The 24710-nt window shown below is 49.5% G+C and carries 24 protein-coding genes, 2 tRNA genes and 1 other RNA gene; 10 read left to right on the top strand and 17 right to left on the bottom strand.

The window, feature by feature from the left end; genetic code table 11:
• The first annotated feature begins 144 nt into the window (after nucleotides 1-144).
• The 4 genes from AB4H76_RS11150 to AB4H76_RS11135 all read left to right on the top strand — a co-directional run bounded on the left by AB4H76_RS11150 (nucleotide 145) and on the right by AB4H76_RS11135 (nucleotide 2445).
• Nucleotides 145-221 (top strand) — tRNA-Val (locus AB4H76_RS11150).
• Nucleotides 222-225: 4 nt separating this feature from the next.
• A tRNA-Val gene (locus AB4H76_RS11145) sits at nucleotides 226-302 on the top strand.
• 107 nt (nucleotides 303-409) lie between these two features.
• Nucleotides 410-715 (top strand): monooxygenase, encoded by a 306-nt coding sequence (locus AB4H76_RS11140; RefSeq protein ID WP_000212680.1) that lies wholly within the window; start codon nucleotides 410-412, stop codon nucleotides 713-715.
• Between the two features lie 125 nt (nucleotides 716-840).
• Nucleotides 841-2445, top strand: coding sequence for an FAD-NAD(P)-binding protein (locus AB4H76_RS11135; RefSeq protein ID WP_077492046.1), 1605 nt, complete (start codon nucleotides 841-843; stop codon nucleotides 2443-2445).
• Nucleotides 2446-2456: 11 nt separating this feature from the next.
• Here the strand turns inward: AB4H76_RS11135 and ydhT are convergent, their stop codons facing one another.
• The 7 genes from ydhT to fumD form a co-directional block, all read right to left on the bottom strand.
• The gene (gene ydhT / locus AB4H76_RS11130; RefSeq protein ID WP_077492044.1) at nucleotides 2457-3269 is read right to left on the bottom strand and encodes a protein YdhT; all 813 of its coding nucleotides are present in this window, start codon (nucleotides 3267-3269) and stop codon (nucleotides 2457-2459) included.
• A gap of 3 nt (nucleotides 3270-3272) precedes the next feature.
• Nucleotides 3273-4058 carry a thiosulfate reductase cytochrome B subunit gene (phsC, locus tag AB4H76_RS11125; RefSeq protein WP_001069977.1) on the bottom strand — a complete coding sequence of 262 codons (786 nt, stop codon included), beginning with the start codon at nucleotides 4056-4058 and terminating at the stop codon, nucleotides 3273-3275.
• Nucleotides 4055-4723, bottom strand: coding sequence for a 4Fe-4S dicluster domain-containing protein (locus AB4H76_RS11120; RefSeq protein ID WP_001349911.1), 669 nt, complete (start codon nucleotides 4721-4723; stop codon nucleotides 4055-4057). The genes phsC and AB4H76_RS11120 overlap by 4 nt, the downstream gene beginning before the upstream one ends.
• A 63-nt stretch (nucleotides 4724-4786) precedes the next feature.
• Entirely contained in the window at nucleotides 4787-5425 is a 639-nt protein-coding gene (locus tag AB4H76_RS11115) for a YdhW family putative oxidoreductase system protein (protein WP_001301419.1), read from the bottom strand.
• A gap of 12 nt (nucleotides 5426-5437) precedes the next feature.
• The gene (locus AB4H76_RS11110; protein ID WP_085452663.1) at nucleotides 5438-7540 is read right to left on the bottom strand and encodes an aldehyde ferredoxin oxidoreductase; all 2103 of its coding nucleotides are present in this window, start codon (nucleotides 7538-7540) and stop codon (nucleotides 5438-5440) included.
• Nucleotides 7541-7560: 20 nt separating this feature from the next.
• A complete protein-coding gene (locus AB4H76_RS11105; RefSeq protein ID WP_001070230.1) occupies nucleotides 7561-8187 on the bottom strand; it encodes a ferredoxin-like protein in 627 nt (208 codons plus the stop codon).
• Nucleotides 8188-8641: 454 nt separating this feature from the next.
• The gene (gene fumD, locus AB4H76_RS11100) at nucleotides 8642-8851 is read right to left on the bottom strand and encodes a fumarate hydratase FumD (protein WP_000528342.1); all 210 of its coding nucleotides are present in this window, start codon (nucleotides 8849-8851) and stop codon (nucleotides 8642-8644) included.
• A gap of 354 nt (nucleotides 8852-9205) precedes the next feature.
• Between fumD and AB4H76_RS11095 the strand changes: the two genes are divergently transcribed.
• The 3 genes from AB4H76_RS11095 to lpp all read left to right on the top strand — a co-directional run bounded on the left by AB4H76_RS11095 (nucleotide 9206) and on the right by lpp (nucleotide 11367).
• A complete protein-coding gene (locus tag AB4H76_RS11095; RefSeq protein WP_240806354.1) occupies nucleotides 9206-9400 on the top strand; it encodes a protein YnhH in 195 nt (64 codons plus the stop codon).
• Between the two features lie 7 nt (nucleotides 9401-9407).
• Nucleotides 9408-10820: a pyruvate kinase PykF gene (pykF, locus tag AB4H76_RS11090; protein ID WP_001295403.1), complete on the top strand. Its 1413-nt coding sequence runs from the start codon at nucleotides 9408-9410 to the stop codon at nucleotides 10818-10820.
• A 310-nt stretch (nucleotides 10821-11130) separates the two neighbouring features.
• A complete protein-coding gene (gene lpp / locus AB4H76_RS11085) occupies nucleotides 11131-11367 on the top strand; it encodes a murein lipoprotein Lpp (RefSeq protein ID WP_000648420.1) in 237 nt (78 codons plus the stop codon).
• 63 nt (nucleotides 11368-11430) lie between these two features.
• Here the strand turns inward: lpp and ldtE are convergent, their stop codons facing one another.
• From ldtE to AB4H76_RS11035, 10 genes are all read right to left on the bottom strand, one after another.
• Nucleotides 11431-12435, bottom strand: a complete 1005-nt coding sequence (gene ldtE / locus AB4H76_RS11080) for a L,D-transpeptidase LdtE (protein WP_000817098.1) — start codon at nucleotides 12433-12435, stop codon at nucleotides 11431-11433.
• A gap of 148 nt (nucleotides 12436-12583) precedes the next feature.
• Nucleotides 12584-13000 carry a cysteine desulfuration protein SufE gene (sufE, locus tag AB4H76_RS11075; RefSeq protein ID WP_001196517.1) on the bottom strand — a complete coding sequence of 139 codons (417 nt, stop codon included), beginning with the start codon at nucleotides 12998-13000 and terminating at the stop codon, nucleotides 12584-12586.
• A gap of 12 nt (nucleotides 13001-13012) precedes the next feature.
• Nucleotides 13013-14233 carry a cysteine desulfurase SufS gene (gene sufS, locus AB4H76_RS11070; protein ID WP_000144564.1) on the bottom strand — a complete coding sequence of 407 codons (1221 nt, stop codon included), beginning with the start codon at nucleotides 14231-14233 and terminating at the stop codon, nucleotides 13013-13015.
• Nucleotides 14230-15501, bottom strand: coding sequence for a Fe-S cluster assembly protein SufD (gene sufD / locus AB4H76_RS11065; protein WP_000908012.1), 1272 nt, complete (start codon nucleotides 15499-15501; stop codon nucleotides 14230-14232). Before sufD ends, sufS begins: the two co-directional genes overlap by 4 nt.
• Nucleotides 15476-16222, bottom strand: coding sequence for a Fe-S cluster assembly ATPase SufC (gene sufC / locus AB4H76_RS11060; RefSeq protein WP_000948865.1), 747 nt, complete (start codon nucleotides 16220-16222; stop codon nucleotides 15476-15478). Before sufC ends, sufD begins: the two co-directional genes overlap by 26 nt.
• 9 nt (nucleotides 16223-16231) lie before the next feature.
• Entirely contained in the window at nucleotides 16232-17719 is a 1488-nt protein-coding gene (sufB, locus tag AB4H76_RS11055) for a Fe-S cluster assembly protein SufB (protein WP_000089364.1), read from the bottom strand.
• Between the two features lie 8 nt (nucleotides 17720-17727).
• The gene (gene sufA / locus AB4H76_RS11050; RefSeq protein ID WP_000367160.1) at nucleotides 17728-18096 is read right to left on the bottom strand and encodes a Fe-S cluster assembly scaffold SufA; all 369 of its coding nucleotides are present in this window, start codon (nucleotides 18094-18096) and stop codon (nucleotides 17728-17730) included.
• 548 nt (nucleotides 18097-18644) lie between these two features.
• Entirely contained in the window at nucleotides 18645-18833 is a 189-nt protein-coding gene (locus AB4H76_RS11045; RefSeq protein ID WP_001296104.1) for a YdiH family protein, read from the bottom strand.
• A 99-nt stretch (nucleotides 18834-18932) separates the two neighbouring features.
• Nucleotides 18933-19343 carry a 1,4-dihydroxy-2-naphthoyl-CoA hydrolase gene (gene menI / locus AB4H76_RS11040; protein WP_077491488.1) on the bottom strand — a complete coding sequence of 137 codons (411 nt, stop codon included), beginning with the start codon at nucleotides 19341-19343 and terminating at the stop codon, nucleotides 18933-18935.
• The gene (locus AB4H76_RS11035; RefSeq protein ID WP_004016189.1) at nucleotides 19340-22396 is read right to left on the bottom strand and encodes an FAD-binding and (Fe-S)-binding domain-containing protein; all 3057 of its coding nucleotides are present in this window, start codon (nucleotides 22394-22396) and stop codon (nucleotides 19340-19342) included. Before AB4H76_RS11035 ends, menI begins: the two co-directional genes overlap by 4 nt.
• A gap of 388 nt (nucleotides 22397-22784) precedes the next feature.
• Here AB4H76_RS11035 and ydiK point away from each other — a divergent pair, with 388 nt between their 5' ends.
• The 3 genes from ydiK (at nucleotide 22785) to AB4H76_RS11020 (ending at nucleotide 24682) form a co-directional block, all read left to right on the top strand.
• Complete coding sequence (gene ydiK / locus AB4H76_RS11030; protein WP_000248639.1) at nucleotides 22785-23897, top strand: AI-2E family transporter YdiK; 1113 nt, start codon at nucleotides 22785-22787, stop codon at nucleotides 23895-23897.
• A 185-nt stretch (nucleotides 23898-24082) separates the two neighbouring features.
• Nucleotides 24083-24190, top strand: an RNA gene (rprA, locus tag AB4H76_RS11025) — antisense sRNA RprA.
• A 135-nt stretch (nucleotides 24191-24325) separates the two neighbouring features.
• A complete protein-coding gene (locus tag AB4H76_RS11020; RefSeq protein WP_001295404.1) occupies nucleotides 24326-24682 on the top strand; it encodes a YdiL family protein in 357 nt (118 codons plus the stop codon).
• Nucleotides 24683-24710 lie beyond the last annotated feature (28 nt).

Genomic DNA, 24710 nt, shown 5'->3' with positions numbered 1-24710 from the left:
AATCGCCCTTGCAAATCAACAAAATATAGCCAATTTGCTTAAAAGCTCTGCAAACGGTCGAAATAGCGCAGAAAATTACGTTTTACCTCTTGCCACCTTCCCACTCTGCCGCTAATATTCGTCCCCGTTGTCACCTACAACGTTGCGTTCATAGCTCAGTTGGTTAGAGCACCACCTTGACATGGTGGGGGTCGTTGGTTCGAGTCCAATTGAACGCACCATCCTGCGTCCGTAGCTCAGTTGGTTAGAGCACCACCTTGACATGGTGGGGGTCGGTGGTTCGAGTCCACTCGGACGCACCAGATTTTCTTAATCTGGTCTTCTCCTTTTTCCCTCTGTTTCTTCTCTGTATCCAATACGTTAAAAGATTTACACTGTCTTCGTATGCGTTATCAGAAGGAGAATCGCTATGGCAACTTTGTTACAACTTCATTTTTCTTTCAATGGCCCATTTGGCGACACAATGGCTGAGCAGCTTAAACCGCTTGCTGAGTCGATTAATCAGGAACCTGGTTTTCTGTGGAAGGTATGGACCGAAAGTGAAAAGAACCACGAAGCCGGTGGGATCTACCTTTTCACTGATGAAAAAAGCGCCCTTGCCTATCTGGAAAAACACACTGCCCGACTGAAAAATCTCGGCGTTGAGGAAGTTGTCGCCAAAGTTTTCGATGTCAATGAGCCACTGAGTCAAATCAATCAGGCAAAACTCGCCTGACAGAATTTAATCAAGGGCGGTTAGCGCCCTTTTCATCCCTGTCTGAAATTTCTCAAATTCTAAAAATTTCAACCAAACTTATCTGATAACACTAAATTCGAAAGAATGCGTACAGGTAAGTAACAATGAAAAAAATTGCTATTGTGGGTGCCGGGCCTACGGGGATCTACACCTTATTCTCGCTTCTACAGCAACAAACTCCACTTTCTATTTCTATCTTCGAGCAGGCTGACGAGGCCGGTGTCGGGATGCCATACAGTGATGAGGAAAACTCAAAAATGATGCTGGCAAATATTGCCAGTATTGAAATACCGCCGATTTATTGTACGTATCTCGAATGGCTACAAAAGCAAGAAGCCAGCCATCTCCAGCGTTATGGCGTTAAAAAAGAAACCTTGCACGATCGTAAGTTTTTACCGCGAATTCTGCTGGGCGAATATTTCCGCGATCAATTTTTACGATTAGTAGACCAGGCACGAAAGCAAAAATTTGCAGTGGCTGTTTATGAATCATGCCAGGTTACCGATCTGCAAATTACAAATGCTGGCGTCATGCTCGCTACAAATCAGGATTTACCCAGCGAGACGTTTGATTTAGCGGTGATTGCCACGGGTCACGTCTGGCCTGATGAAGAAGAAGCAACCCGAACGTATTTTCCCAGCCCGTGGTCAGGCCTGATGGAAGCAAAGGTCGATGCGTGTAACGTGGGTATTATGGGAACATCCTTGAGCGGACTGGATGCGGCAATGGCAGTGGCTATTCAGCATGGTTCGTTCATTGAAGATGATAAACAACACGTCGTTTTTCACCGCGATAACGCAAGTGAAAAGCTAAATATCACGTTGATGTCGCGCACGGGTATTTTACCCGAAGCCGATTTCTATTGCCCTATTCCCTACGAGCCCTTACACATCGTCACCGATCAGGCATTAAATGCTGAGATTCAAAAAGGCGAAGAGGGCCTTTTGGATCGGGTATTTAGATTGATAGTAGAGGAAATCAAGTTTGCTGATCCAGACTGGAGTCAACGCATAGCCTTAGAGAGCCTGAATGTCGATTCCTTTGCTCAAGCCTGGTTTGCCGAGCGCAAACAACGCGACCCATTTGACTGGGCAGAAAAAAATCTCCAGGAAGTCGAACGCAATAAACGAGAAAAACATACTGTTCCCTGGCGTTATGTCATTCTGCGCCTGCATGAAGCCGTACAGGAAATTGTTCCACATCTGAATGAACACGACCATAAACGGTTCAGTAAAGGCCTTGCCCGGGTTTTCATCGATAATTATGCGGCAATCCCTTCAGAGTCTATCCGTCGCCTACTTGCCTTACGTGAAGCGGGAATCATTCATATTCTCGCCCTCGGTGAAGACTACAAAATGGAAATTAATGAGTCGCGCACCGTCCTGAAAACGGAAGACAACAGCTACTCGTTTGACGTTTTTATCGATGCCCGCGGGCAGCGTCCGCTTAAAGTGAAAGATATTCCTTTCCATGGACTACGCGAACAATTACAGAAAACAGGGGATGAAATCCCTGATGTTGGTGAAGATTATACGTTACAGCAACCCGAAGATATTCGTGGACGCGTAGCGTTCGGCGCGTTGCCCTGGTTAATGCACGACCAGCCTTTCGTTCAGGGACTTACGGCATGTGCAGAAATTGGTGAGGCGATGGCTCGGGCGGTCGTAAAACCTGCCTCCCGTGCACGTCGGCGTCTTTCGTTTGATTAAAGGTAAAGCTATCAGCACTCAACAAACTGATGCTGTTCATTAAGACGATAGCGGACTCCGGCTCGAATATTGTTTTCACCTTCAATGGCGACGGCGAAGCGAACTCTTTCGCCGTCATGATATACCAGTGCGGCGCTTCCTCCTGGCCCGAGAATAATTGAGTCGACCACGCCCGTGCTCACTACCGTTGAATTTTCACCGCTGGCAATGATGTGTACATTGTCGCCACTGTTGGCAATTCTGGCGTTTGCGCCAAAGCTGGCGATTTGCACCAGGTCACCATTACTGGCGACATGACATCGTTCACCCAATGTACAAACGCGTACTCGCATTCCGGTATTCGCAATCCGACTGCTATCTCCAGCGCTGCTTATCCGCGAAGAATTACCGGTTACAGCAACCCGTGCGCGTTCACCGGAGCTGCCAATGTGACTGTTAAAGCCGACACTTCCAATCCGCACGCTATAACCCATACTGGCAATTTGCGCGGCATACCCAGCGGTTGCGATTCTGGCGTTATCCTCACAACAGCCGATGCGAGCATGATCGTCGCTGCGGGCAAACTGACTGCAAAATGGTCTCTCTCCGGGGTCTGTGGCCAGTTTTTGCATAGAGGAAACTTCCTGATGCGCGAAGTTTTCATCCGCCAGCCATTTTTTCCACGCATACTCAACCAGACTCTCCGCCCAGTCCGTATATCCTTCCTCAATCAGTGCATGATGAATACCGGCATAACTACCGCCGCGTGGGAAATGGCGCAGGAACCAGCGATACATCACCGCTCCGATACGCCATTCTCGCAGGTCTGCTTGTGTAATGATCATTCGTTAGTGCCGGTGATAGCCATCGACCATGCTTTTAAAGGTTTCGTGTGGCGTACGCCCCGTGGTGCAAAGATAAAGATGACCGAAGATAAAAAAGAGGCTTATAAATGCCAGAGCAAAATGTGTCTGCAATAACCAGTATCTTACGCCAGGAAACACATCTCCCACGGCTTGCGGATAGAGACACAGCAGCCCCGTCAATAGTAACAACGGCAGCAATCCATACATGACACCAACATAGGCAACCTGCTGTAAGGGATTAAATTTAGACTGGGTTGTTGCCGGGAAAGGATGTTCTTCCCCCTGCATAATGCCAAACAAATAAAATCGCGTTTGTTTTGCCGCCCGCTCCAGCCAACCCTGACGACGAATGCGATAGTGGTGGCCATTACCCCCAACGGCATTGATCAGAACAAAGCCGAGCCAGCATGCCAGTAACAAAAATCCGCAAACTTCATGCACCGCAACCAGACTTTTAACCGCAGTTGCGCCCACCAGCGCAAAGTGATTTATCAGCCCACTTGCCAGCAACAATACAAAGAGTAACGCATTCGACCAGTGCCATAATCTGACCGCTTTGCTGTAAAGATAAATCTTCTCACCATGATCGGTGGCTGATTTCTTCACGCCACGAGCACGAAGCAAGGCGTGCAGCCCCAGCACCAACCACATCCCAACCAGCAATACTCCGGCAATGATCAACCACACCGGCCAAAATTCGGGAGTGAACTGTGGCACATAGTTCGCTAACTGGCTCTGAAACTGTTCAGCATGTTGCGACGGGTTCATACATTTTCCTTTTTAATCAAATGTTGACCGAACCGGCGATACAGATGCGGTTTCCCGGCACCAGGTAGCTGATATTGATAGTATTTATTATCCTGCAACCACGCCTGAATTTCTGGGCTATCTTCGCGACCAAAGATCAATGCGTGTTCCGGGCAGGCGCTGACGCAAATGGGCGGAAAGCCTTTTGCCAGCCGGGACTCAGCGCAGAAATCACATTTATCTGCCACTTTAGTGACAGGGTTAAGGTAGCGAACCTGGTACGGACAAGCGCCAATGCAATAACTGCAGCCGATGCACTGCGATTTTTCTACCCGCACGATCCCCTGCTCATCACGCCACGATGCCCCCGTCGGGCAAACGTCGATGCACGGAGCATCTTCGCAGTGCTGACATGACTGGCGAAAAAAGTGATACTGCGTTTCGTTGTCGTTATCGGTGACTGGAATGTGTGCTATCGATAAACGGCTTCCCTGAGCGGGGACGTGGTTAGTTTTACGGCATGCGCGGGCGCAAATATTACAGCCATTGCACCGTGACTCGTCATGAATCATGGCATACCGAACTTCCTTTTCTTGCCTCGTGTTCGCTAACAGAGAAGACGCAGAACCAGTAAAAAAGATTACTGTTCCCATCCCCAGAACAAATTTGCGTCGAGTGAAGGACATCTGATTATCCCCTAATGCAGTGGCTGCAACTGTCCACCCTATCCATGACATCTCCCTGAAATTTCAGGGGTTCTGAAACTGCTCTACCTCGAACCATTCGCATAAGCCATAAGCCTTGCCATAGGTCATAAATCGCTCGCTAAACAAGTACAACACCGCCGTCGATGACTCCACCTGCCGTATATCGGCATATTCAGGTGCAACATCCATCGCGGCGATCGCGGCTTCAATCTGCGCTTCCTGGAAGTAATATGGCGCTTGCATCAGCATGGCGACTTTGTAAGGACGAGGATACGTCTGGCACTCAAAACGAACGGCGTGTGCAATGGCGCGACAAATGTCCTGCTCCACAACTTGCAAAGACATCGCCGCGTAGTTTTCACTCATGGCCTGCGTTGAGTAATAGTAATCATCCTTGCTTCCCGTCAAACAAGCGATATCCGCGTAGTCTCCGTTCTGCTTAATGCTTTCCAGCAAAACTGACAGTTCCTCTTCTGCAACCAAATAGGGTGGCGAGAGAAACACGGCGCGCGCCACCAGCTGCCCAGCCGCAGAATGCTGGCGAATGAACTCAGCCAGGATTTCAGCAGGTTCTGGTTCGGTTACCGTATCAACGGGGTGACGCATCCCCTGCAACCATTGCCGCTTCGCCTCGTCAACTTCACTGACTTTCGCTAACGGCAATTCATCCTGATGGTTCATCTTACCCATTCCTTACGCAGGCAGTAGATTGTGTGCTGCCAGATCGGCGGCAATATCTTCCAGCCCCAGACGCTGCAATGTTTCGCGGGTTGGACAACCAAGCTGTGGGTCCCAGCCCATTTCTTTGTAGAACATCGTGAGCGAAGCATGCATATCGTCACGATCCATTTTGTCAGTACCTTCAGTAAAGACCGGGATCTGCGGATCCTTGTCGAATACCCAGGAACAGATAAGATCGTGTTCATTACGCATATCTTTGGTTTGCATCAGTTTTACCGTGTAGGCACGATGCAACGTAAAAATACGCTCTGCAGCTAAATCTAATTTTTCCTGAGTCATCTCTTCGCCGGTGATCGCTTTGAAGAATTTGGCTTCAAGCGCCAGATCGCCCCGGTAATTACGGCTTTTCAGCGGCGAAACGGTCATTGGCCAGACCCAGTTGCACAGGGTGACGGCGTTATGCAAACAGACCCGCAACAGCGACCACTTTGCATATTTAATTTTTGCGTCATTGATTGGCGTGTAGTTTTTGGTTTCATCGTAAGCATCTTCAGAACCAAAAAGTTCTTTCGCCACTTCACGTTGCAGTTTCAATGGCAAGCCGGAACCAATAAAGTTGATATGGGTATGCGTCATGCAGTCACGGTTGAACATACAGTTAACAATGGAACCGACCTGCGCTGACGCTTCATTGGCATGGTGAACCGGATAGCCAAACGGCGACCAGAGTTTATTTTTCGCGTAGCCCCAGTACTCTTCACCCAAATTCCAGCGTTCTGCGATGGCATATGAACCATCAGCCAGGTGACTCAGCTCACCCACACGATGCGCCAGACGGTAGTAAAAATCTTTAATGAAGTTAACGTCACCCGCTTCCAGTTGATCCCAGCGAATTTCTGCATACTCTTCAGCTGGCAGAACACGCTTGAACACACCTTTGCTGTAACAATAAGTAAAGTCGCGATGCAACTGCCCGTAGTTACACCATAGGCCGTAGTCATCGAACAAATTCAGACCCACCAGGTTACCAATCACACGACCATCGTCTTTATCTTCAAAATCTTTCGGCCCGTTCGGGAAGATGGTGGTATGGACAAAGTTTGCTACACAAGTGTTACCACCTGTGCTGGGCACGCCAAACTCTTTCACCCGAGGAATATTCATTTGGGTCATACAACGGATCGGGCAAGAGTGGCAGCCGCTCATTTTTACTGTGTATTTCTCTGCCGCCGGTCCTAAGTCAAAAACGGATTTATAGGTACGAAAGCCGACCGTATTCTGATTGCCTGGCGGAATTTCACCCGTTTCAATCGGACCACCTTCAGCCGCGCCCCAAAACAGCCCTTTACGTGCTGTCCAGCGTGACTTGGGATCTGAATACTCTGCCCACGATTGTGGCGTACTTGGCACGACATGGTTGTTATTCGCACCAATAAGTTCAGTCATCATGTAATCATTGAGACGCTTCATCTCCTGACGATCGGCAATGTTGACCCCTTTCGTCCCTTCAACCGCAATCGCTTTCAGGTTTTTCGAACCCATTATTGCGCCAGTTCCCGCACCGCCGCTGTGGTTACGGCTATTCAACATGCCAGAGAGAGGAACAAGGTTTTCCCCAGCCTGACCAATAGCCGCCACACAGGTTTCCGGACTGGTCAATCGACAAATTTCTTCCGTCGTTGCGCGCGTCCCTTTTCCCCATAAGAAATCGGCTTTTTCCAGGCTAACTTTGTCATCTTTAATCTTCAGCCATACCGGTGATTTCGCCTTCCCTTCGATAATAATGACGTCGTATCCAGCGAATTTCATTTGCGCTGCAAAAAAGCCACCCATATGGGCATCGACGACTAAATTTCCTTTGGTAAAAGTAGAAAGTGAGGTGATATTTACGCGAGAACTACAGGGGGCACCAGATCCAGTTAATGGGCCGGTAGCAAAGACTAATTTATTCGCTTCATCGAAAGGTTTCGTGCCTGGCGATACTTCGTCATACATAATTTTGTAGCCGAAGCCCATGCCACCGACAAAACTTTTAAACTTACTGGAATCTTCGAGGGTAATATTTCCTGTCGTGAGATTGACTCTTAATATATTACCTGTCCAACCGTTAGCCATGATTTTTTCCTTTGCAAGATTCACACAGTAATATCTTTCCACTCGATAATTTTTAACGCCCCTGTTGGGCAGGCGTTTGCGCATTCACCGCATAACACACATTTCGAGGATTTTTTACTTTCGGTATTTACGGTGGCCATCATCCACGGGCATGCCGTAGTACAGGCGCTACAGCCAATACAGCGTTTATGATCGACGGTAATACAGCCTTCTTTCTGCTGCCAGGTAATCGCACCAATCGGGCAGACGTTCATGCATTGCGGCTCTTTGCATTGACGGCAGGTGTCCGCGGTATAGTTGAGATCGCCATACAGGCCGCCGCCAGAGCCAACCCCGTTGTCGCCAAAGAAATAATTGCGATGGATTTTGATACGGGAGAAGAATGTCCCTACTGAGCCATCGTTGAAGTTGGTACAAGAGATTTCACAGCGGTGGCAACCCGTGCATCGCGCTCGCTGGGTCACCAGCACCCCTTTGGGGGTATTTATCAACCCTACTGTGCCGCTATCAATATCTTCCTGTTTGCAACCCAAAAGTGACAGTAACGCAGGGGCAATTGTTAGACCAGCAAGGCCTTTTCCTGATATACGCAAGAATTCTAATCGCGTTAAGCCAATATCTAATAGTGGACGATCAACCGGGTTCATTTATTTCGCATCCTCTTCGCAAACACAGTGCTGACAATTCAGCAGCCTGATATTAAGCATTCAACTAATACGCTGCTGACTCTGTCCCCAACACCAGATATTTTCCCTAACCCGATAGTGTATGAGAAAAGATTAACGCCGATAAACTAATCCTTTATGGTTAGGAGAAAAAATAATGTGATTATTCTGAGCCCTTAACATTGATCGTTATCAATTAAAATTACAAAGCAAGAAATTATAAGTGAACTGATATTTATTATCATTTGAAATAAATTTAACTTAAGCGACAATTATTTGTGACGTTCATTGCAGAAAATAAAAATAACATTATCGCTATAAATTAAAATACATACCGAAATTCGTATAATTTCAGCAGTTGTTATTTAGAATGATTAACTGGACCGCAACTGAAGCAAGAATATCAGGATGAAGCTTACCGCCTCATCCTGAATGGTCATTTTACCAGTGCGTTAATGACGGTTTCCATCGCCTGCTTTTCCAGCTCACTGCGCTGAATGCGTTTATTGGCTAATGCTGTACGTAATACGCCTGCGATAACAATATGCTTTGGTTCCTGCCCCAGATCGCGCATTTCCAGCACAACTTTACCGACAACTCTGCACATTTCTCGGTACAGTTCATCCTCTTTTGTCCGATTTCCCATTCTTTATACCTATTTATCATGCCAACTATCAGCATATATCAATCTAACCAATTAAACAAAAATCAAACAAAATCAGACAAATAACGCGATAAATTATTTTAACTGTAGCAATTGAGCGATGATATATTTATACACCGGATGAACTTTCACTTATCCTCACACTGACAACTTCGGCACCAGACGTTGCGCAAACAGCGAAGTTTTTGCGTAACCTTTTCCCTGGAACGTTAAATCTTTGATAACAATTTATTGTCTAACAAGTTGTATATTTTTTGAAACGCTGTTTTTGTTTTCCTTTTGGATTAATTTCAGCGTATAATGCGCGCCAATTGACTCTTGAATGGTTTCAGCACTTTGGACTGTAGAACTCAACGACTCAAAAACAGGCACTCACGTTGGGCTGAGACACAAGCACACATTCCTCTGCACGCTTTTTCGATGTCACCTATCCTTAGAGCGAGGCACCACCACTTTCGTAATACCGGATTCGCTTTCCGGCAGTGCGCCCAGAAAGCAAGTTTCTCCCATCCTTCTCAACTTAAAGACTAAGACTGTCATGAAAAAGACCAAAATTGTTTGCACCATCGGACCGAAAACCGAATCTGAAGAGATGTTAGCTAAAATGCTGGACGCTGGCATGAACGTTATGCGTCTGAACTTCTCTCATGGTGACTATGCAGAACACGGTCAACGCATTCAGAATCTGCGCAACGTGATGAGCAAAACTGGTAAAACCGCCGCTATCCTGCTTGATACCAAAGGTCCGGAAATCCGCACCATGAAACTGGAAGGCGGTAACGACGTTTCTCTGAAAGCTGGTCAGACCTTTACTTTCACTACTGATAAATCTGTTATCGGCAACAGCGAAATGGTTGCGGTAACGTATGAAGGTTTCACAACTGACCTGTCTGTTGGCAACACCGTACTGGTTGACGATGGTCTGATCGGTATGGAAGTTACTGCCATTGAAGGTAACAAAGTTATCTGTAAAGTGCTGAACAACGGCGACCTGGGCGAAAACAAAGGTGTGAACCTGCCTGGCGTTTCCATTGCTCTGCCAGCACTGGCTGAAAAAGACAAACAGGACCTGATCTTTGGTTGCGAACAAGGCGTAGACTTTGTTGCTGCTTCCTTTATTCGTAAGCGTTCTGACGTTATCGAAATCCGTGAGCACCTGAAAGCGCACGGCGGCGAAAACATCCACATCATCTCCAAAATCGAAAACCAGGAAGGCCTCAACAACTTCGACGAAATCCTCGAAGCCTCTGACGGCATCATGGTTGCGCGTGGCGACCTGGGTGTAGAAATCCCGGTAGAAGAAGTTATCTTCGCCCAGAAGATGATGATCGAAAAATGTATCCGTGCACGTAAAGTCGTTATCACTGCGACCCAGATGCTGGATTCCATGATCAAAAACCCACGCCCGACTCGCGCAGAAGCCGGTGACGTTGCAAACGCCATCCTCGACGGTACTGACGCAGTGATGCTGTCTGGTGAATCCGCAAAAGGTAAATACCCGCTGGAAGCGGTTTCTATCATGGCGACCATCTGCGAACGTACCGACCGCGTGATGAACAGCCGTCTCGAGTTCAACAATGACAACCGTAAACTGCGCATTACCGAAGCGGTATGCCGTGGTGCCGTTGAAACTGCTGAAAAACTGGATGCTCCGCTGATCGTGGTTGCTACTCAGGGCGGTAAATCTGCTCGCGCAGTACGTAAATACTTCCCGGATGCCACCATCCTGGCACTGACCACCAACGAAAAAACGGCTCATCAGTTGGTACTGAGCAAAGGCGTTGTGCCGCAGCTGGTTAAAGAGATCACTTCTACTGATGATTTCTACCGTCTGGGTAAAGAACTGGCTCTGCAGAGCGGTCTGGCACACAAAGGTGACGTCGTAGTTATGGTTTCTGGTGCACTGGTACCGAGCGGCACTACTAACACCGCATCTGTTCACGTCCTGTAATATTGCTTTTGTGAATTAATTTGTATATCGAAGCGCCCTGATGGGCGCTTTTTTTATTTAATCGATAACCAGAAGCAATAAAAAATCAAATCGGATTTCACTATATAATCTCACTTTATCTAAGATGAATCCGATGGAAGCATCCTGTTTTCTCTCAATTTTTTTATCTAAAACCCAGCGTTCGATGCTTCTTTGAGCGAACGATCAAAAATAAGTGCCTTCCCATCAAAAAAATATTCTCAACATAAAAAACTTTGTGTAATACTTGTAACGCTACATGGAGATTAACTCAATCTAGAGGGTATTAATAATGAAAGCTACTAAACTGGTACTGGGCGCGGTAATCCTGGGTTCTACTCTGCTGGCAGGTTGCTCCAGCAACGCTAAAATCGATCAGCTGTCTTCTGACGTTCAGACTCTGAACGCTAAAGTTGACCAGCTGAGCAACGACGTGAACGCAATGCGTTCCGACGTTCAGGCTGCTAAAGATGACGCAGCTCGTGCTAACCAGCGTCTGGACAACATGGCTACTAAATACCGCAAGTAATAGTACCTGTGAAGTGAAAAATGGCGCACATTGTGCGCCATTTTTTTTGTCTGCCATTTACCGCTACTGCGTCGCGCGTAACATATTCCCTTGCTCTGGTTCACCATTCTGCGCTGACTCTACTGAAGGCGCATTGCTGGCTGTGGGAGTTGCTCCACTGCTCACCGCAACCGGATACCCTGCCCGACGATACAACGCTTTATCGACTAACTTCTGATCTACAGCCTTATTGTCTTTAAATTGCGTAAAGCCTGCTGGCAGTGTGTATGGCATTGTCTGAACGTTCTGCTGTTCTTCTGCCGATAGTGGTCGATGTACTTCAACATAACGCATCCCGTTAGGTTCCACGGAATATTTCACCGGTTCGTTGATCACTTTCACCGGCGTTCCCGTCCGCACGCTGGAGAACAAGGCTTTAATATCCGGTGCATTCATGCGAATACACCCTGAACTGACGCGCAAACCAACGCTGTCCGGCGCACTAGTGCCATGAATGAGGTATTCGCCATTACCATGCGCGAGGCGCAGTGCGTAACGTCCTAGCGGGTTATTTGGTCCGGCAGGAACGACTGGCGGTAATTTAATGCCACGCTCCAGCGAACGCTGACGAATGCCTGCCGTAGGCGTCCAGGTTGGGTTAGGGATTTTCTGCCCAACACGCGTTTCCATCACCGGCGTTTCCAGCCCCTGCAATCCAATACCTATTGGATAAACCTGCACAATATTTTCTCCCGGCGGATAATAATAAAGGCGCAGCTCTGCAAGGTTAACGATAATCCCCTGACGCGGTGCATCAGGTAATAACAGTTGTGAAGGAATAGTTATCGTCGTACCAGGTTTTGGCACCGGGGCGATAGTGTTATTGGCTTCAAGGATCAACATTGCCGCAGTATCAAAACGTCGGGCAATAGCCTGAAGGTTTTTATCCCCTTCTTGCACCGTATACGTTTGATTTTGCCCAACCAGTCGGCTTCCGGTTGGTGGTAGCGGATAATCAACCGCCCAGGCAGCCTGGATGGCGCTAAAAGCGCCGATAAGCGTGAGTGTAAGCAAAGACGCGCGTTTCATTGTAAACCTCCTGTATTTGCCGGAGACTCACGCTGAAACGTCGGATGGCGCTTATGTTCACCTGAAACCAAAACACTCCTGTGCAGGTCAGTGTAAACATTGACCATCCGGCAATGTGAGCCAACCGGATGAAAGCTGTCCCTTTAGTTTAGCTAAGTGCAGCGGCTTTGGCGCGAATTGCGCGAATCATCGCTTCCAGACCTTGTGAACGAGATGGGGTGAGATGTTGGGTGAGCGCCATTTTTTCAAACCACGGACGCACATCGAAATTGACAATATCCTGCGGCGTCATCTGATCGTAGAGAATAAAGACGACCGCAATAAGCCCTTTCACAATCGCCGCATCGCTGTCGCCCTGCAATTCAATAATTCCCTGCGCATTCTGGCGCATGACAATCCACACCTGACTCTGGCAGCCCTGAATGCTATTTTGTGGGCTTCGGTCTTCGGCGCGTAATTCTGGCAGACGCTGGCCCAGCTCAATAATGTAGAGATATTTCTCTTCCCAGTTGGCGCAGCGTAAAAAATTACGCAGCAATTTTTCTTTATCCGGCAATAAAGCCATAGTGCCTCCCTGTTATCCCAGCAGACGGTGAATACGTTGCAGTCCGGTCACCAGACGATCCACTTCTTCATGGGTGTTATACATGGCCAGCGACGCCCGACACATAGCAGGGACGTTGTAATAGGCCATTAATGGCATCGCGCAGTGATGTCCGGTACGCACAGCAATGCCGTAGTTATCGAGAAAACTGCCAACATCATAGGCGTGGTGTTTACCAAGATTAAAAGCAATAACGCCAAGCCTGTTCCGCGGGCCATAGAGAGTGAGATCCGGTACAGATTCCAGCTGTGATAGCGCGTAGTGCATCAGATTCTGTTCATACTCGGCTATGTTATTAAGCCCCAGCGCCGAAACATACTCCAGCGCCGCGCCAAGACCAATGATGCCCCCGGTATTGGGTGTACCGGCTTCAAACCGCCATGGTGCTTTGGTCCAGGTAGTGCCTTCACTCAGGCTGACGGTGGCGATCATAGAACCGCCCCCTTCCCACGGCGGCATCTCCTGCAACAAGGCTTCTTTCACATAAAGAATGCCAATTCCGGTGGGGCCATACAGTTTATGCCCGGAGAACACGTAAAAGTCGCAATCCAGCGCCTGAACATCCACCGGATGATGCATCACCGCCTGAGCGCCATCCACCAGCACTTTTGCGCCATGCTGGTGCGCAAGCGTGATTATTTCCGCCAGCGGATTTTCTGTTCCCAGCACGTTGGAGACATGAGTAATTGCCAGCAGGCGAGTTTTCTCATCAAACAGCGTAGGCAGCGTCTCCAGTTGCAGCGTACCGTCGGGGTTGAGAGGGATCACACGCAGCTCTGCGCCAACGCGTGCGCAAAGCATCTGCCAGGGGACAATGTTAGCGTGGTGCTCCATCTGACTGATGATGATGTTATCGCCCGCCCGCACATTGCTGTTGCCCCAGCTATTGGCGACCAGATTGATCCCTTCCGTCGTGCCGCGGACGAACACCAGCTCTTCCGCCGAACGGGCATTAATAAACAGCGATGCCCGCTTGCGCACGTTCTCCATTTTCTCGGTCGCCTGAGCGCTTAAGGTATGAATACCGCGATGCACCGCCGCGTAGCCATGACGATAAAACTCGGCCTCGGCGTCAATCACCTGGCTCGGTTTCTGTGCACTGGCGGCGCTGTCGAGATAAGCCAGCGGCAAACCGTTTACCTCACGCGAAAGCACCGGAAAGTCGGCCCGCACTTTGTCGACGGAAAAAGTCATCTTGCACCTCCTGGCAGCCGTTGACCGATTCGGGCCAGCACCTGCTGTTTAAGCCCCTCATCACGCAGTGCTTCCGTCAGTTCGGCAGCAAAGGCGTAAATGATCATCTGCTGGGCATCCTGCTGATTGATCCCGCGCGAGCGCAGATAGAACATCTGTTCATCATCAATACGCCCCACCGTCGCGCCGTGGCTGCATTTCACATCATCTGCATAGATTTCCAGCTGCGGTTTTGTATCCACTTCCGCCAGTTTGCCCATCAGCAGATTATTGTTGGTCATCTGACCATCCGTTTTGATGGCGTGCTGCGCGACGTTGATCAAACCGTTAAATACCGCGCGGCCTTTGTCGCTGACGATAGTTTTGTGCAACTGTCGGCTGTTACAAAAACCTTTATTGTGTTCCAGCCAGGTACGGGTATCACACACCTCGTTTTTCACCGGCATCGCCAGGCTATTGATCCGCAGCGTGCTGTTTTCGCCATTGAGTTGCGTACTGGTGTTGTGTCGTAACACTGCGCCACCCAGCAGGAAACTATGGCTAAATGCGGTGGCATCGTCAGCCAGCAACAAATCGTTATGGGCAAAGTGGTGACTGACCGGGTTTTCAAACGCCAGCTTGATATGCTGCAAGTGGGCGTTCGCTGCGACATTGATAGTGAACCGTGCGCCGGTGAAGTGACGAGCATCATTAAGGCTGACAAAATGTTCGATCACCGTTGCTTCGGCACCTTCCGCCAGATCCAGATGATGTCGGTAATGGGCAGTGTTGACCTCTTCACCTGCCACGCCCTGGGTAATATGCATTAACAGCAATGGCTTTGCCGGCCGTTGACCGCGCTTCACGGCGATATGCGTCACGCTTTGTGCCAGGCTTTCCGTCAAATGCAGAAACACTTCCGCCTGAATAGCGTCGGGTACCCCCTGACGGTCGTCGTTAATGCTCACTTCATACCCGCTGCCTTCAGTCGCATCGCTCAGTGCTGACACGTAACGTCCATCGACAAATACCAGCCGCACAGCGTCTAACGTTAACGCTAAGGCATCTCGCTGCTGTGGGGATATCTCTCCCGCAATGCTGACAAACTGACTATTGGTCAGCCCTTCCAGCGGCGTATATTTCCAGTTTTCATGTTTACGTGTCGGCAGTCCGGTACGCAGCAATTGTTGTAAATGCTGCTGTGCTTGCGGTGAGCGTTTTGTCCCTTCAGCTTCAAACAAGTGATGCCACTGTTGCAGCGCATTACTGCTGTTCGGTAAGCCAGCCATAACCCTGCTCCTCCAGTTGTTTGACCAACGTGAAATCGCCGGATTTCACAATTCGTCCCTGATATAGCACATGAACGTAATCAGGCTTGATGTAGTCGAGAATGCGTTGGTAGTGCGTAACAATGATGAATGAGCGCTTGCCATCACGCAGCGAGTTCACGCCATCGGCGACCACTTTTAATGCGTCAATATCCAGCCCGGAGTCCGACTCATCAAGAATGCATAACTCCGGTTCCAGCACCGCCATTTGCAAAATATCGTTGCGCTTTTTCTCGCCGCCGGAAAAACCAACGTTTACCGAACGGGTCAATAAATCTTCCGGCATCTTCAACAGCGCGATTTTCTCTTCCATCAAATCCTGAAAATCAAAGCGGTCGAGCGTTTCCTGCCCGCGATAGCTGCGCACCGCATTAAGTGCCGTTTGCAGGAAAAACTGGTTACTGACGCCGGGAATTTCTACCGGATACTGGAAGGCCATAAAGATACCTTCACCTGCACGATCTTCCGGCGACAGCGCAAGCAAATCTTTGCCTTTAAACTCAACCGCTCCGCCCGTCACTTCATAATCTTCTCGCCCGGCAAGCGTTGCCGATAAGGTACTTTTGCCCGAACCGTTTGGCCCCATAATGGCATGAACTTCGCCGGGACGAACGTCGAGGCTTAATCCACGCAGGATAGCTTTATCTTCCACGCTGACGTGTAAATCTTTAATACTTAACATGTTTATTCCTTATCCGACGCTGTGTTCAAGACTGATGGCGAGGAGTTTTTGTGCTTCAACGGCAAATTCCAGCGGCAGTTCTGAGAACACGTCTTTGCAGAAACCGTTAACAATCATCGAGATGGCGTCTTCTTCGCTGATCCCGCGTTGCAGGCAGTAAAACAGTTGATCTTCACCAATACGTGATGTCGTTGCCTCGTGCTCCAGTTGTGCGCTGTTATTGCGACATTCGACATACGGGAAGGTATGCGCCCCACAATTAGCGCCAATCAGCATTGAGTCGCACTGAGTGAAATTGCGCGCATTGGTTGCCGTCGGCATGATTTTCACTAAGCCGCGATAACTGTTCTGACTATGTCCGGCAGAGATCCCTTTCGAGATAATGGTCGATTTGGTGTTTTTACCGATGTGGATCATCTTGGTGCCGGTATCAGCTTGCTGATGACCGCTGGTCAGCGCCACTGAGTAAAACTCACCAATGGAGTTATCGCCGCGCAAAATGCAGCTGGGATATTTCCACGTAATCGCTGACCCGGTTTCTGATTGCGTCCATGACATTTTGCTGTTTTCGCCTTCGCACAAAGCACGCTTGGTGACGAAGTTGAGAATACCGCCGGTGTTGTTATCGCCAGGGAACCAGTTTTGTACCGTGGAATATTTCACCTCGGCGTTTTTATGGATGATGACTTCCACCACTGCCGCGTGCAACTGATAGCTGTCACGCACCGGAGCGGAACAGCCTTCAATGTAGCTGACGTAGCTGTCTTCGTCGGCCACCAGAATGGTGCGCTCAAACTGCCCGGTTTTTTCTGCGTTAATGCGAAAATAGGTGGAAAGTTCCATCGGGCAGCGCACGCCTTTAGGCACATAAATAAACGTACCGTCAGAGGCTACCGCCGCATTAAGCGCGGCAAAGAAGTTGTCATTCCCCGGCACCACGGTGCCGAGATATTTACGCACCAGTTCCGGGTGATCGTGGATCGCCTCACCAAAGGAACAGAAAATAATTCCCTGCTCCGCCAGTTTTTCGCGATAAGTAGTGGCAACCGAAACTGAGTCGAAAATGGCATCCACCGCCACCTCTTTGCCTTCCCGCACGGGAACGCCCAACTGCTCAAACGCCGCCTCCACCTCTTTACTTAAAAAGGCGTTCGCGCCAGTTTGCTGCACCGCGCCAGGTTCAGACGCGCAAGTGTCGTCACAATTACCGCACGATGGTGCTGAGTAGTAGCTGTAATCCTGATAATTCAGCTTGTCGTAGTGCGCTTTCAACCAGTGCGGTTCTTCCATCTCCAGCCATGCGCGATAGGCGTTTAGACGAAACTCCAGCATCCATTCCGGCTCATTACGCTTCGCCGAAATTGCGCGCACCACCTCTTCGTTTATCCCTTTTGCCAGCTCATCGGTGGCTAACTGGGTGAAGAATCCTTCTTTATAATTCAGCGGGCCGCCGGTCCAGGTTTTGACATCGTCAGTTGCTTCAGTATTACGAGACATAGTACCGCCTATACCCCAAAGCTTTCGCCACAGCCACATTCATTCTGGGCTTTAGGGTTGTGAAATTTGAATATCTGATTAAGTCCTTCACGAACGAAATCGACTTCCGTGCCATCAATAAACGGCATCGCTTGCAGCGGGACAAACAGCTTCGCGCCGTCGTGTTCAAACAGCAGATCGTCTTTGTCCGGCTCGCTAACACTGTCGAGCACATAGCCAAAGCCCGCGCAGCCCGTTTGCTTCACACCTAAGCGCACGCCGACCATACCTGGCTGCTTTGCCACCAGCTCGCGGATGTGTATCGCCGCTGCGGGTGTCAGCGTTAAGCCTTGCCAGGCGAAATCCTGTGGGTTAAAGGTTCCTGAATGCATGTCCATCTATTTACCTCACTTCATCGCTTTCAGCGTATAACAGCATGTTAGTGATAATGATTATCAGTTCAACCCAGCAAACGCAGGGGCTTTACCGTAAAACATGCTTTTTGCCTGCTTTTAATAAGCATAGACCCTGATGTGTGGGTTAACAGGCACGCTAAGAATTAGGTATCTCATTGTTAGATAATGGTTATTATCTAAGGAGCATTAAGGCTGTGATGAAAAAGAAAAAGTTGTATTGAAAATGACTATTTAAGAGATAGGTAAAAAAGTGCAGCGTTCAGAAATAAGAAAACCCTTAAGTCAGTGCGACACAGGCTTAAGGGTTTCTACCCCATCCGGCGCTTATCTCCGGCACTCTCAGTGGCTTAGCTCTTGAAGGGGTGATAAGAATAATCTCATAAAGCTAACCCGCCGTTTTAACACAAACTGCGATTAGTATTATTTTTGAACAATATCAGGCGGGTAGATAAGCAGTATTAAGAAGGTCATCGAACCTGGACGGAGGTTAATCCAGGTCGATTTGGCGAACTTGCGGTATTAAGTCAGGATCAATGCACGCCCAGACGCCAGGCAAAGTAGATTTCTTCTTTTAATTCAGCAGAAGAGAGAGTAAGCAGGTCAGCAAATTCAAGTTCTAGTTGTTTCAGACGTTTGAGATATTGGGCAGGTGAAAGATTGCTCTGGTCACGGCGTAAAAATTCAATGGCCAGCTGGGTGGGATCAAGTTGAGTAGACATAGCATCCTCGCTTTTAGACAAGACCTGCACAGTATACCACCGTTTACTGTGCAGATAATGACCAAAAGCAATATGCGTCACACTTTTCTGGTGACAACGTCACAAAATGGCGGTCGTCAATCGTGACGAACAGCACAAACGCCCTTTCTCATCGAAGATTTCAATCTGCCAGACCTGGTGACGCGAACCGAGATGCAACGGTTTGCATGCGCCGTGCACCCGTCCTTCTCGTGCCGAGCGGACGTGGTTAGCATTGATTTCCAGACCAACCACTTTTTGCTCACCTTCGGTACATAAATAACCGGCAACGGAACCGATACTTTCGGCCAGTACCACGGATGCACCTCCATGTAGCAACCCGAAAGGCTGCTTTGTCCGCGAGTCTACTGGCATTGTCGCTTCAAGGGTGTCATCACCAATATGTTCAAAGCGAATATCCAGTAACCCCACCATGTTTCCTTCACCCATAGCATTCAGTGCTTCCAGGGTGATTTTTCGTTTCCATATCATTTAATAATCTCCAGTAAAGCCTGCACAGGATGGCGTACCCCCGTGCCTTCAACCCGTTTGACCTGACTACGGCAGGAATATCCGGTCGCCAGACAGCGGTTACGCGGCAGTCGCTGCATAGCCTGATGCCAGGATAACTCATAGATCCCGAGCGAATTTTTATGGTTTTTCGCTTCATGTCCGTAAGTCCCTGCCATGCCGCAGCAACCCACGCTGACATTTTCCAGTTTCGCGCCAAAACGGGCAAATATCGCGGCCCATTGTGCTGGCGCACCCGGCAAGGCGGTAACTTCGGTACAGTGACCAAAGAAATACCATGATTCACCGCTGACTGTAGCCACTGGCTGTGACTCAAGTGCGCTTGCCAGCCATTCATTCGCCAGTAAGACGTTAAACTCGCCACGTTCCTCGCCCAGTGCCAGTTTATATTCATCGCGATAACAAAGTACCAGCGCCGGATCGACGCCTACCATTGGCATACCCAGCTTCGCCATACGGTTGAGGAAATCCGCCGTCTTTTTCGCCGTCTTCGCAAAACGATTAAGAAAACCTTTAATATGCTGGGCTTTGCCATTTGGCGAAAATGGCAGTAACACAGGCTGGAAACCTAATTTTTCGACCAGACGGACAAAATCCGCCACCACTTGCGCATCGTAATAGCTGGTAAAGGGGTCCTGCACCACCAACACTGTGCGCGCTTTCTGCTCTGCATTGAGAGATTCAAGCTGTTCCAGCGTCATGTTTGCCGAGCGATGCCCCACCATTTGTTGTTGTAGCGAGGGGACCGACAGCAGCGGCAAATCAACCATGCCGATATGTTTTTCCGAGAGTTTGCGCACCAGCGGCTGGTTAATGAAGAAGTTAAAGGTTTTCGGCGCGCGTGCCATCAGCGGCGCGTAGCTCTCGACCGTAGCGACGAGGTGGTCGCGCAGCGGACGTAAATAACGGGTATGATAGAGCTGCAGGAAACGAGAGCGAAACTCCGGCACATCAATTTTGATGGGGCACTGGGTCGAACAAGCTTTACAGGCCAGACAGCCCGACATCGCCTCTTTGACTTCGTGTGAGAAGTCATATTCGCCTTTATTCGCATGCCAGCTATTGCGCGTGCGGGCAATTAACGTCCGCAAACTGACGCCGGATTCAGGCAGTTCTTGTTCCAGTTTGAGTGGATCAACGCCGCGATCCGCCAACAAACGCAGCCATTCACGCACCAGCGTTGCGCGCCCTTTCGGTGAATGAATCCGGTTCTGGGTGATCTTCATCGACGGACACATCGGACTACGGGCATCAAAGTTGAAGCATAAACCGTTGCCGTTACACTCCATCGCACCGCGCCACTGCTGGCGTACCGCAATGGGGATCTGCCGATCGAATGTACCGCGCTTCACCGCGTCCACTTTCATCATCGGCGCATCGAGACCTTCTGGCGGGCAAATCTTCCCTGGGTTGAGTCGGTTATGCGGGTCAAATGCCGCTTTCACTTTGCGCAGTTCTGCAAAAAGTTCCTCACCGAAAAACGCCGGGCTGTATTCAGCGCGAAAACCTTTGCCGTGCTCGCCCCACAACAAACCACCGTATTTCGCAGTCAGCGCCACCACGTCATCAGAGATTTGCTTCATCAAAATCTCTTGTTGCGGATCGCACATATCCAGTGCCGGACGGACGTGCAAGACACCTGCGTCGACGTGACCGAACATACCGTAGCTTAAGCCGTGGCTGTCGAGCAGCGCGCGAAATTCAGCAATATAATCGGCCAGATGTTCCGGCGGTACGCAGGTATCCTCAGCAAACGGAATTGGCTTAGCGGCACCTTTGGCATTGCCAAGCAGACCAACGGCTTTTTTGCGCATTGCATAGATACGTTCAACCCCCGCCAGCTCACGGCACACCTGCCAGCCGATGACACCTGCTTGATGACTGGCGATCAGCTCATCCAACCGCGCACAGAGTGCATTTACCCGCTCATCAATCAGCGCCTCATCATCACCAGCAAATTCCACAATGTTCAGCCCGAGCATCTCTTTGTCAGGCACATCGGTAATCAACTCGCTGACGGAATGCCAGACAATATCTTCCCGCGCCAGATTCAGCACTTTTGAGTCCACCGTCTCTACCGAAAGCGCCCGCGCCTCAACCATAAACGGCGCGTTACGCAGCGCAGAGTCAAAAGAGTCATATTTGACGTTCACCAGACGGCGCACTTTAGGCAAGCGCGTAATATCCAGCCGCGCTTCGGTAATAAAGGCCAGCGTCCCTTCTGAACCCGTCAGAATGCGCGTCAGGTCGAACTCGGTCATCTCATCGTTAAAGACATGACGCAGATCGTAACCGGTAAGAAAGCGGTTAAGTTTGGGGAAGTTGTCGATGATTAACTGGCGTTGCTGACGGCAACGTTGATAAACCGTGTTATAAATTCGCCCGATTGTGGTATTGGATTTACCCAGCGTTTCCGCCAGCTCGACGGGTAAAGGTTGCGTATCGAGAATATCGCCCCCCAACAACACCGCGCGTACGCCAAGTACGTGATCTGACGTTTTGCCATAGACCAGCGATCCCTGACCGGATGCATCGGTATTGATCATCCCACCGAGCGTTGCCCGGTTGCTGGTCGAAAGTTCCGGCGCAAAAAAGTAGCCGAACGGTTTCAGGTACTGATTGAGTTGGTCTTTTATCACCCCGGCCTCAACGCGCACCCAGCCCTCTTCAGGGTTAATTTCGATGATGCGGTTCATATGGCGGGACATATCAACAATAATACCCTGGTTGAGCGCCTGACCGTTAGTGCCGGTGCCGCCGCCGCGGGGGGTAAAGATCAGCGATGAATAGCGTTCCTGCGCGGCAAGACGGGCGATCAGCGCCACATCTGCGGTTGAACGCGGAAATACCACCGCATCGGGGAGAAGTTGGTAAATACTGTTGTCGGTCGACATTGTCAGACGATCAGCATAACTTGTCGCCGTATCGCCGGTAAAACCTTGTTGCTCCAGCTCTTGCAAAAAATTAAGCACCAGTTGAACGACGCCGGGTGCCTGGGAAATCTGTGGAATCATTATATTGACCCTTTCCTGCGGTCTGTGATGTAGGTCGATACACTGTTCTTTCAGGCGGCTGCAATAGCGCACAGAAAAGTGATGTTTATTTACTCTATGGATTTCGAGTTGCAGGAAGGCGGCAAGCGAGTGAACTCCAGGAGCTTACAACAGTAAGTAACTGGGGTGAACGAACGTAGCCGCAGCATATGCAACTTGAAATACGACGAGTAAATCGTTTGCGTGTTGCCTGAGTTGTTGTACCACATTTTTTTCTAACACGCCCATCAGAATTAAGGGCAGAATCGGCCTGTTAAAAACCGCTGAAATTGCTCATCATTATGCAGGTGAGTTTCGCGTGTTCACGTCGCGTCGACGATTTGACGCACAAAAAAGGTGAAAAGTAGTTATGGTAAATGTTCGTCAGCCCAGGGATGTCGCACAAATTCTGCTTTCGGTGCTGTTTTTAGCCATCATGATTGTGGCATGTCTGTGGATTGTTCAACCCTTTATTCTCGGCTTTGCATGGGCCGGTACGGTGGTTATCGCCACCTGGCCGGTATTGTTACGTTTGCAAAAGATCATGTTTGGCCGCCGCTCTCTCGCCGTTCTGGTGATGACGCTGTTATTAGTGATGGTGTTTATCATCCCTATTGCTTTGCTGGTTAACAGTATCGTCGACGGCAGCGGCCCGCTAATTAAAGCCATTTCCAGCGGTGACATGACGTTACCCGATCTGGCGTGGCTTAATACCATTCCGGTGATTGGCGCGAAGCTGTATGCAGGCTGGCACAACTTGCTGGATATGGGGGGGACGGCGATCATGGCGAAAGTCCGCCCTTATATTGGCACCACCACTACCTGGTTCGTTGGGCAAGCGGCGCATATCGGGCGCTTTATGGTGCATTGTGCGCTGATGCTTCTCTTCAGTGCCCTGCTGTACTGGCGCGGTGAACAGGTGGCACAAGGCATTCGCCATTTTGCGACCCGTCTGGCAGGCGTTCGCGGAGATGCCGCCGTACTGCTGGCGGCACAGGCTATCCGCGCGGTGGCGCTGGGTGTGGTGGTGACGGCGTTAGTACAGGCAGTGCTTGGCGGTATCGGCCTCGCCGTATCCGGCGTACCTTATGCAACTTTGCTAACGGTGTTAATGATCCTTTCCTGCCTTGTCCAGCTTGGCCCGTTGCCGGTACTGATTCCGGCGATTATCTGGCTCTACTGGACTGGCGATACCACCTGGGGAACGGTATTGTTAGTGTGGAGCGGTGTGGTTGGCACGCTGGATAACGTCATCCGCCCAATGTTAATTCGCATGGGTGCCGATTTACCGCTGATCCTGATCCTCTCTGGCGTTATTGGTGGTTTGATTGCTTTCGGGATGATCGGTCTGTTTATTGGTCCGGTTCTGTTAGCCGTTTCCTGGCGTCTGTTTGCCGCGTGGGTGGAAGAGGTCCCACCGCCGACGGATCAACCGGAAGAAATTCTCGAAGAACTTGGCGAAATCCAGAAACCGAATAAGTAATTTCTCATCAGGCGGCTCTGCCGCCTGATTGTTAACCACCGCTAATTGATATTTGCTTGCTCTTCCCCATATTTTCCTGCTTACCGCCATTCAGCTGGTAGTACCTGTCGCAAATTCTTTACAGTTTTTAAACTAATGAGACGAATCTGATCGACGCAAAAAGTCCGTATGCCTACTATTAGCTCACGGTTATAAATCAACATATTGATTTATAAGCATGGAAATCCCCTGAGTGAAACAACGAATTGCTGTGTGTAGTCTTTGCCCATCTCCCACGATGGGCTTTTTTTTAACATTTTTCCGCTTCGCTACCTCGCCCCTCACTCTTTCCAATAATGTTGCACAAGATACTGTGACTCTCTTCAAGCCGTCAGCAGGCTGATAATGTTATTTATATTTTATTGTTTATTTCATGCAGCCATTACACGATGAACGCTTATGAACTCCAGGCACTCCGCCATATTTTTGCTATGACTATTGATGAATGCGCGACCTGGATTGCCCAGACAGGTGACAATGAAAGCTGGCGTCAGTGGGAAAATGGCAAATGCGCCATTCCTGATCGTGTGGTCGAGCAACTGTTGGCTATGCGACAGCAACGAAAAAAACATCTTCATGCCATCATAGAGAAAATAAATAACCGCATCGGCAACAACACCATGCGTTTTTTCCCCGACTTAACCGCGTTTCAACGTGTCTACCCTGATGGCAATTTTATTGACTGGAAGATCTATCAATCGGTAGCCGCTGAATTATATGCACACGATCTGGAGCGGCTTTGTTAATTTTTCCACAGAAAGGAATTGTCGTTGT

Source organism: Escherichia sp. UTM R2 (assembly GCF_048593455.1).
In the GTDB taxonomy this organism is placed as follows: domain Bacteria; phylum Pseudomonadota; class Gammaproteobacteria; order Enterobacterales; family Enterobacteriaceae; genus Escherichia; species Escherichia coli.
The sequence above is the reverse complement of the archived record's forward strand: the minus strand, read 5'-3'. Positions and strand labels throughout refer to the sequence as shown.

What these genes read in the sequence shown, in the direction of transcription:
- sufE (WP_001196517.1), bottom strand. Translation starts at nt 13,000, where the DNA reads ATGGCTTTATTGCCGGATAAAGAAAAATTGCTGCGTAATTTTTTACGC.
- sufC (WP_000948865.1), bottom strand. Translation starts at nt 16,222, where the DNA reads ATGTTAAGTATTAAAGATTTACACGTCAGCGTGGAAGATAAAGCTATC.
- AB4H76_RS11020 (WP_001295404.1), top strand. Translation starts at nt 24,326, where the DNA reads ATGAACGCTTATGAACTCCAGGCACTCCGCCATATTTTTGCTATGACT.
- sufB (WP_000089364.1), bottom strand. Translation starts at nt 17,719, where the DNA reads ATGTCTCGTAATACTGAAGCAACTGACGATGTCAAAACCTGGACCGGC.
- AB4H76_RS11120 (WP_001349911.1), bottom strand. Translation starts at nt 4,723, where the DNA reads ATGTCCTTCACTCGACGCAAATTTGTTCTGGGGATGGGAACAGTAATC.
- AB4H76_RS11110 (WP_085452663.1), bottom strand. Translation starts at nt 7,540, where the DNA reads ATGGCTAACGGTTGGACAGGTAATATATTAAGAGTCAATCTCACGACA.
- ydhT (WP_077492044.1), bottom strand. Translation starts at nt 3,269, where the DNA reads ATGATCATTACACAAGCAGACCTGCGAGAATGGCGTATCGGAGCGGTG.
- AB4H76_RS11105 (WP_001070230.1), bottom strand. Translation starts at nt 8,187, where the DNA reads ATGAACCCGGTTGATCGTCCACTATTAGATATTGGCTTAACGCGATTA.
- ldtE (WP_000817098.1), bottom strand. Translation starts at nt 12,435, where the DNA reads ATGAAACGCGCGTCTTTGCTTACACTCACGCTTATCGGCGCTTTTAGC.
- AB4H76_RS11115 (WP_001301419.1), bottom strand. Translation starts at nt 5,425, where the DNA reads ATGAACCATCAGGATGAATTGCCGTTAGCGAAAGTCAGTGAAGTTGAC.
- sufA (WP_000367160.1), bottom strand. Translation starts at nt 18,096, where the DNA reads ATGGACATGCATTCAGGAACCTTTAACCCACAGGATTTCGCCTGGCAA.
- menI (WP_077491488.1), bottom strand. Translation starts at nt 19,343, where the DNA reads ATGATATGGAAACGAAAAATCACCCTGGAAGCACTGAATGCTATGGGT.
- AB4H76_RS11135 (WP_077492046.1), top strand. Translation starts at nt 841, where the DNA reads ATGAAAAAAATTGCTATTGTGGGTGCCGGGCCTACGGGGATCTACACC.
- fumD (WP_000528342.1), bottom strand. Translation starts at nt 8,851, where the DNA reads ATGGGAAATCGGACAAAAGAGGATGAACTGTACCGAGAAATGTGCAGA.
- sufD (WP_000908012.1), bottom strand. Translation starts at nt 15,501, where the DNA reads ATGGCTGGCTTACCGAACAGCAGTAATGCGCTGCAACAGTGGCATCAC.
- AB4H76_RS11045 (WP_001296104.1), bottom strand. Translation starts at nt 18,833, where the DNA reads ATGTCTACTCAACTTGATCCCACCCAGCTGGCCATTGAATTTTTACGC.
- AB4H76_RS11035 (WP_004016189.1), bottom strand. Translation starts at nt 22,396, where the DNA reads ATGATTCCACAGATTTCCCAGGCACCCGGCGTCGTTCAACTGGTGCTT.
- AB4H76_RS11140 (WP_000212680.1), top strand. Translation starts at nt 410, where the DNA reads ATGGCAACTTTGTTACAACTTCATTTTTCTTTCAATGGCCCATTTGGC.
- lpp (WP_000648420.1), top strand. Translation starts at nt 11,131, where the DNA reads ATGAAAGCTACTAAACTGGTACTGGGCGCGGTAATCCTGGGTTCTACT.
- phsC (WP_001069977.1), bottom strand. Translation starts at nt 4,058, where the DNA reads ATGAACCCGTCGCAACATGCTGAACAGTTTCAGAGCCAGTTAGCGAAC.
- sufS (WP_000144564.1), bottom strand. Translation starts at nt 14,233, where the DNA reads ATGACTTTTTCCGTCGACAAAGTGCGGGCCGACTTTCCGGTGCTTTCG.
- ydiK (WP_000248639.1), top strand. Translation starts at nt 22,785, where the DNA reads ATGGTAAATGTTCGTCAGCCCAGGGATGTCGCACAAATTCTGCTTTCG.
- pykF (WP_001295403.1), top strand. Translation starts at nt 9,408, where the DNA reads ATGAAAAAGACCAAAATTGTTTGCACCATCGGACCGAAAACCGAATCT.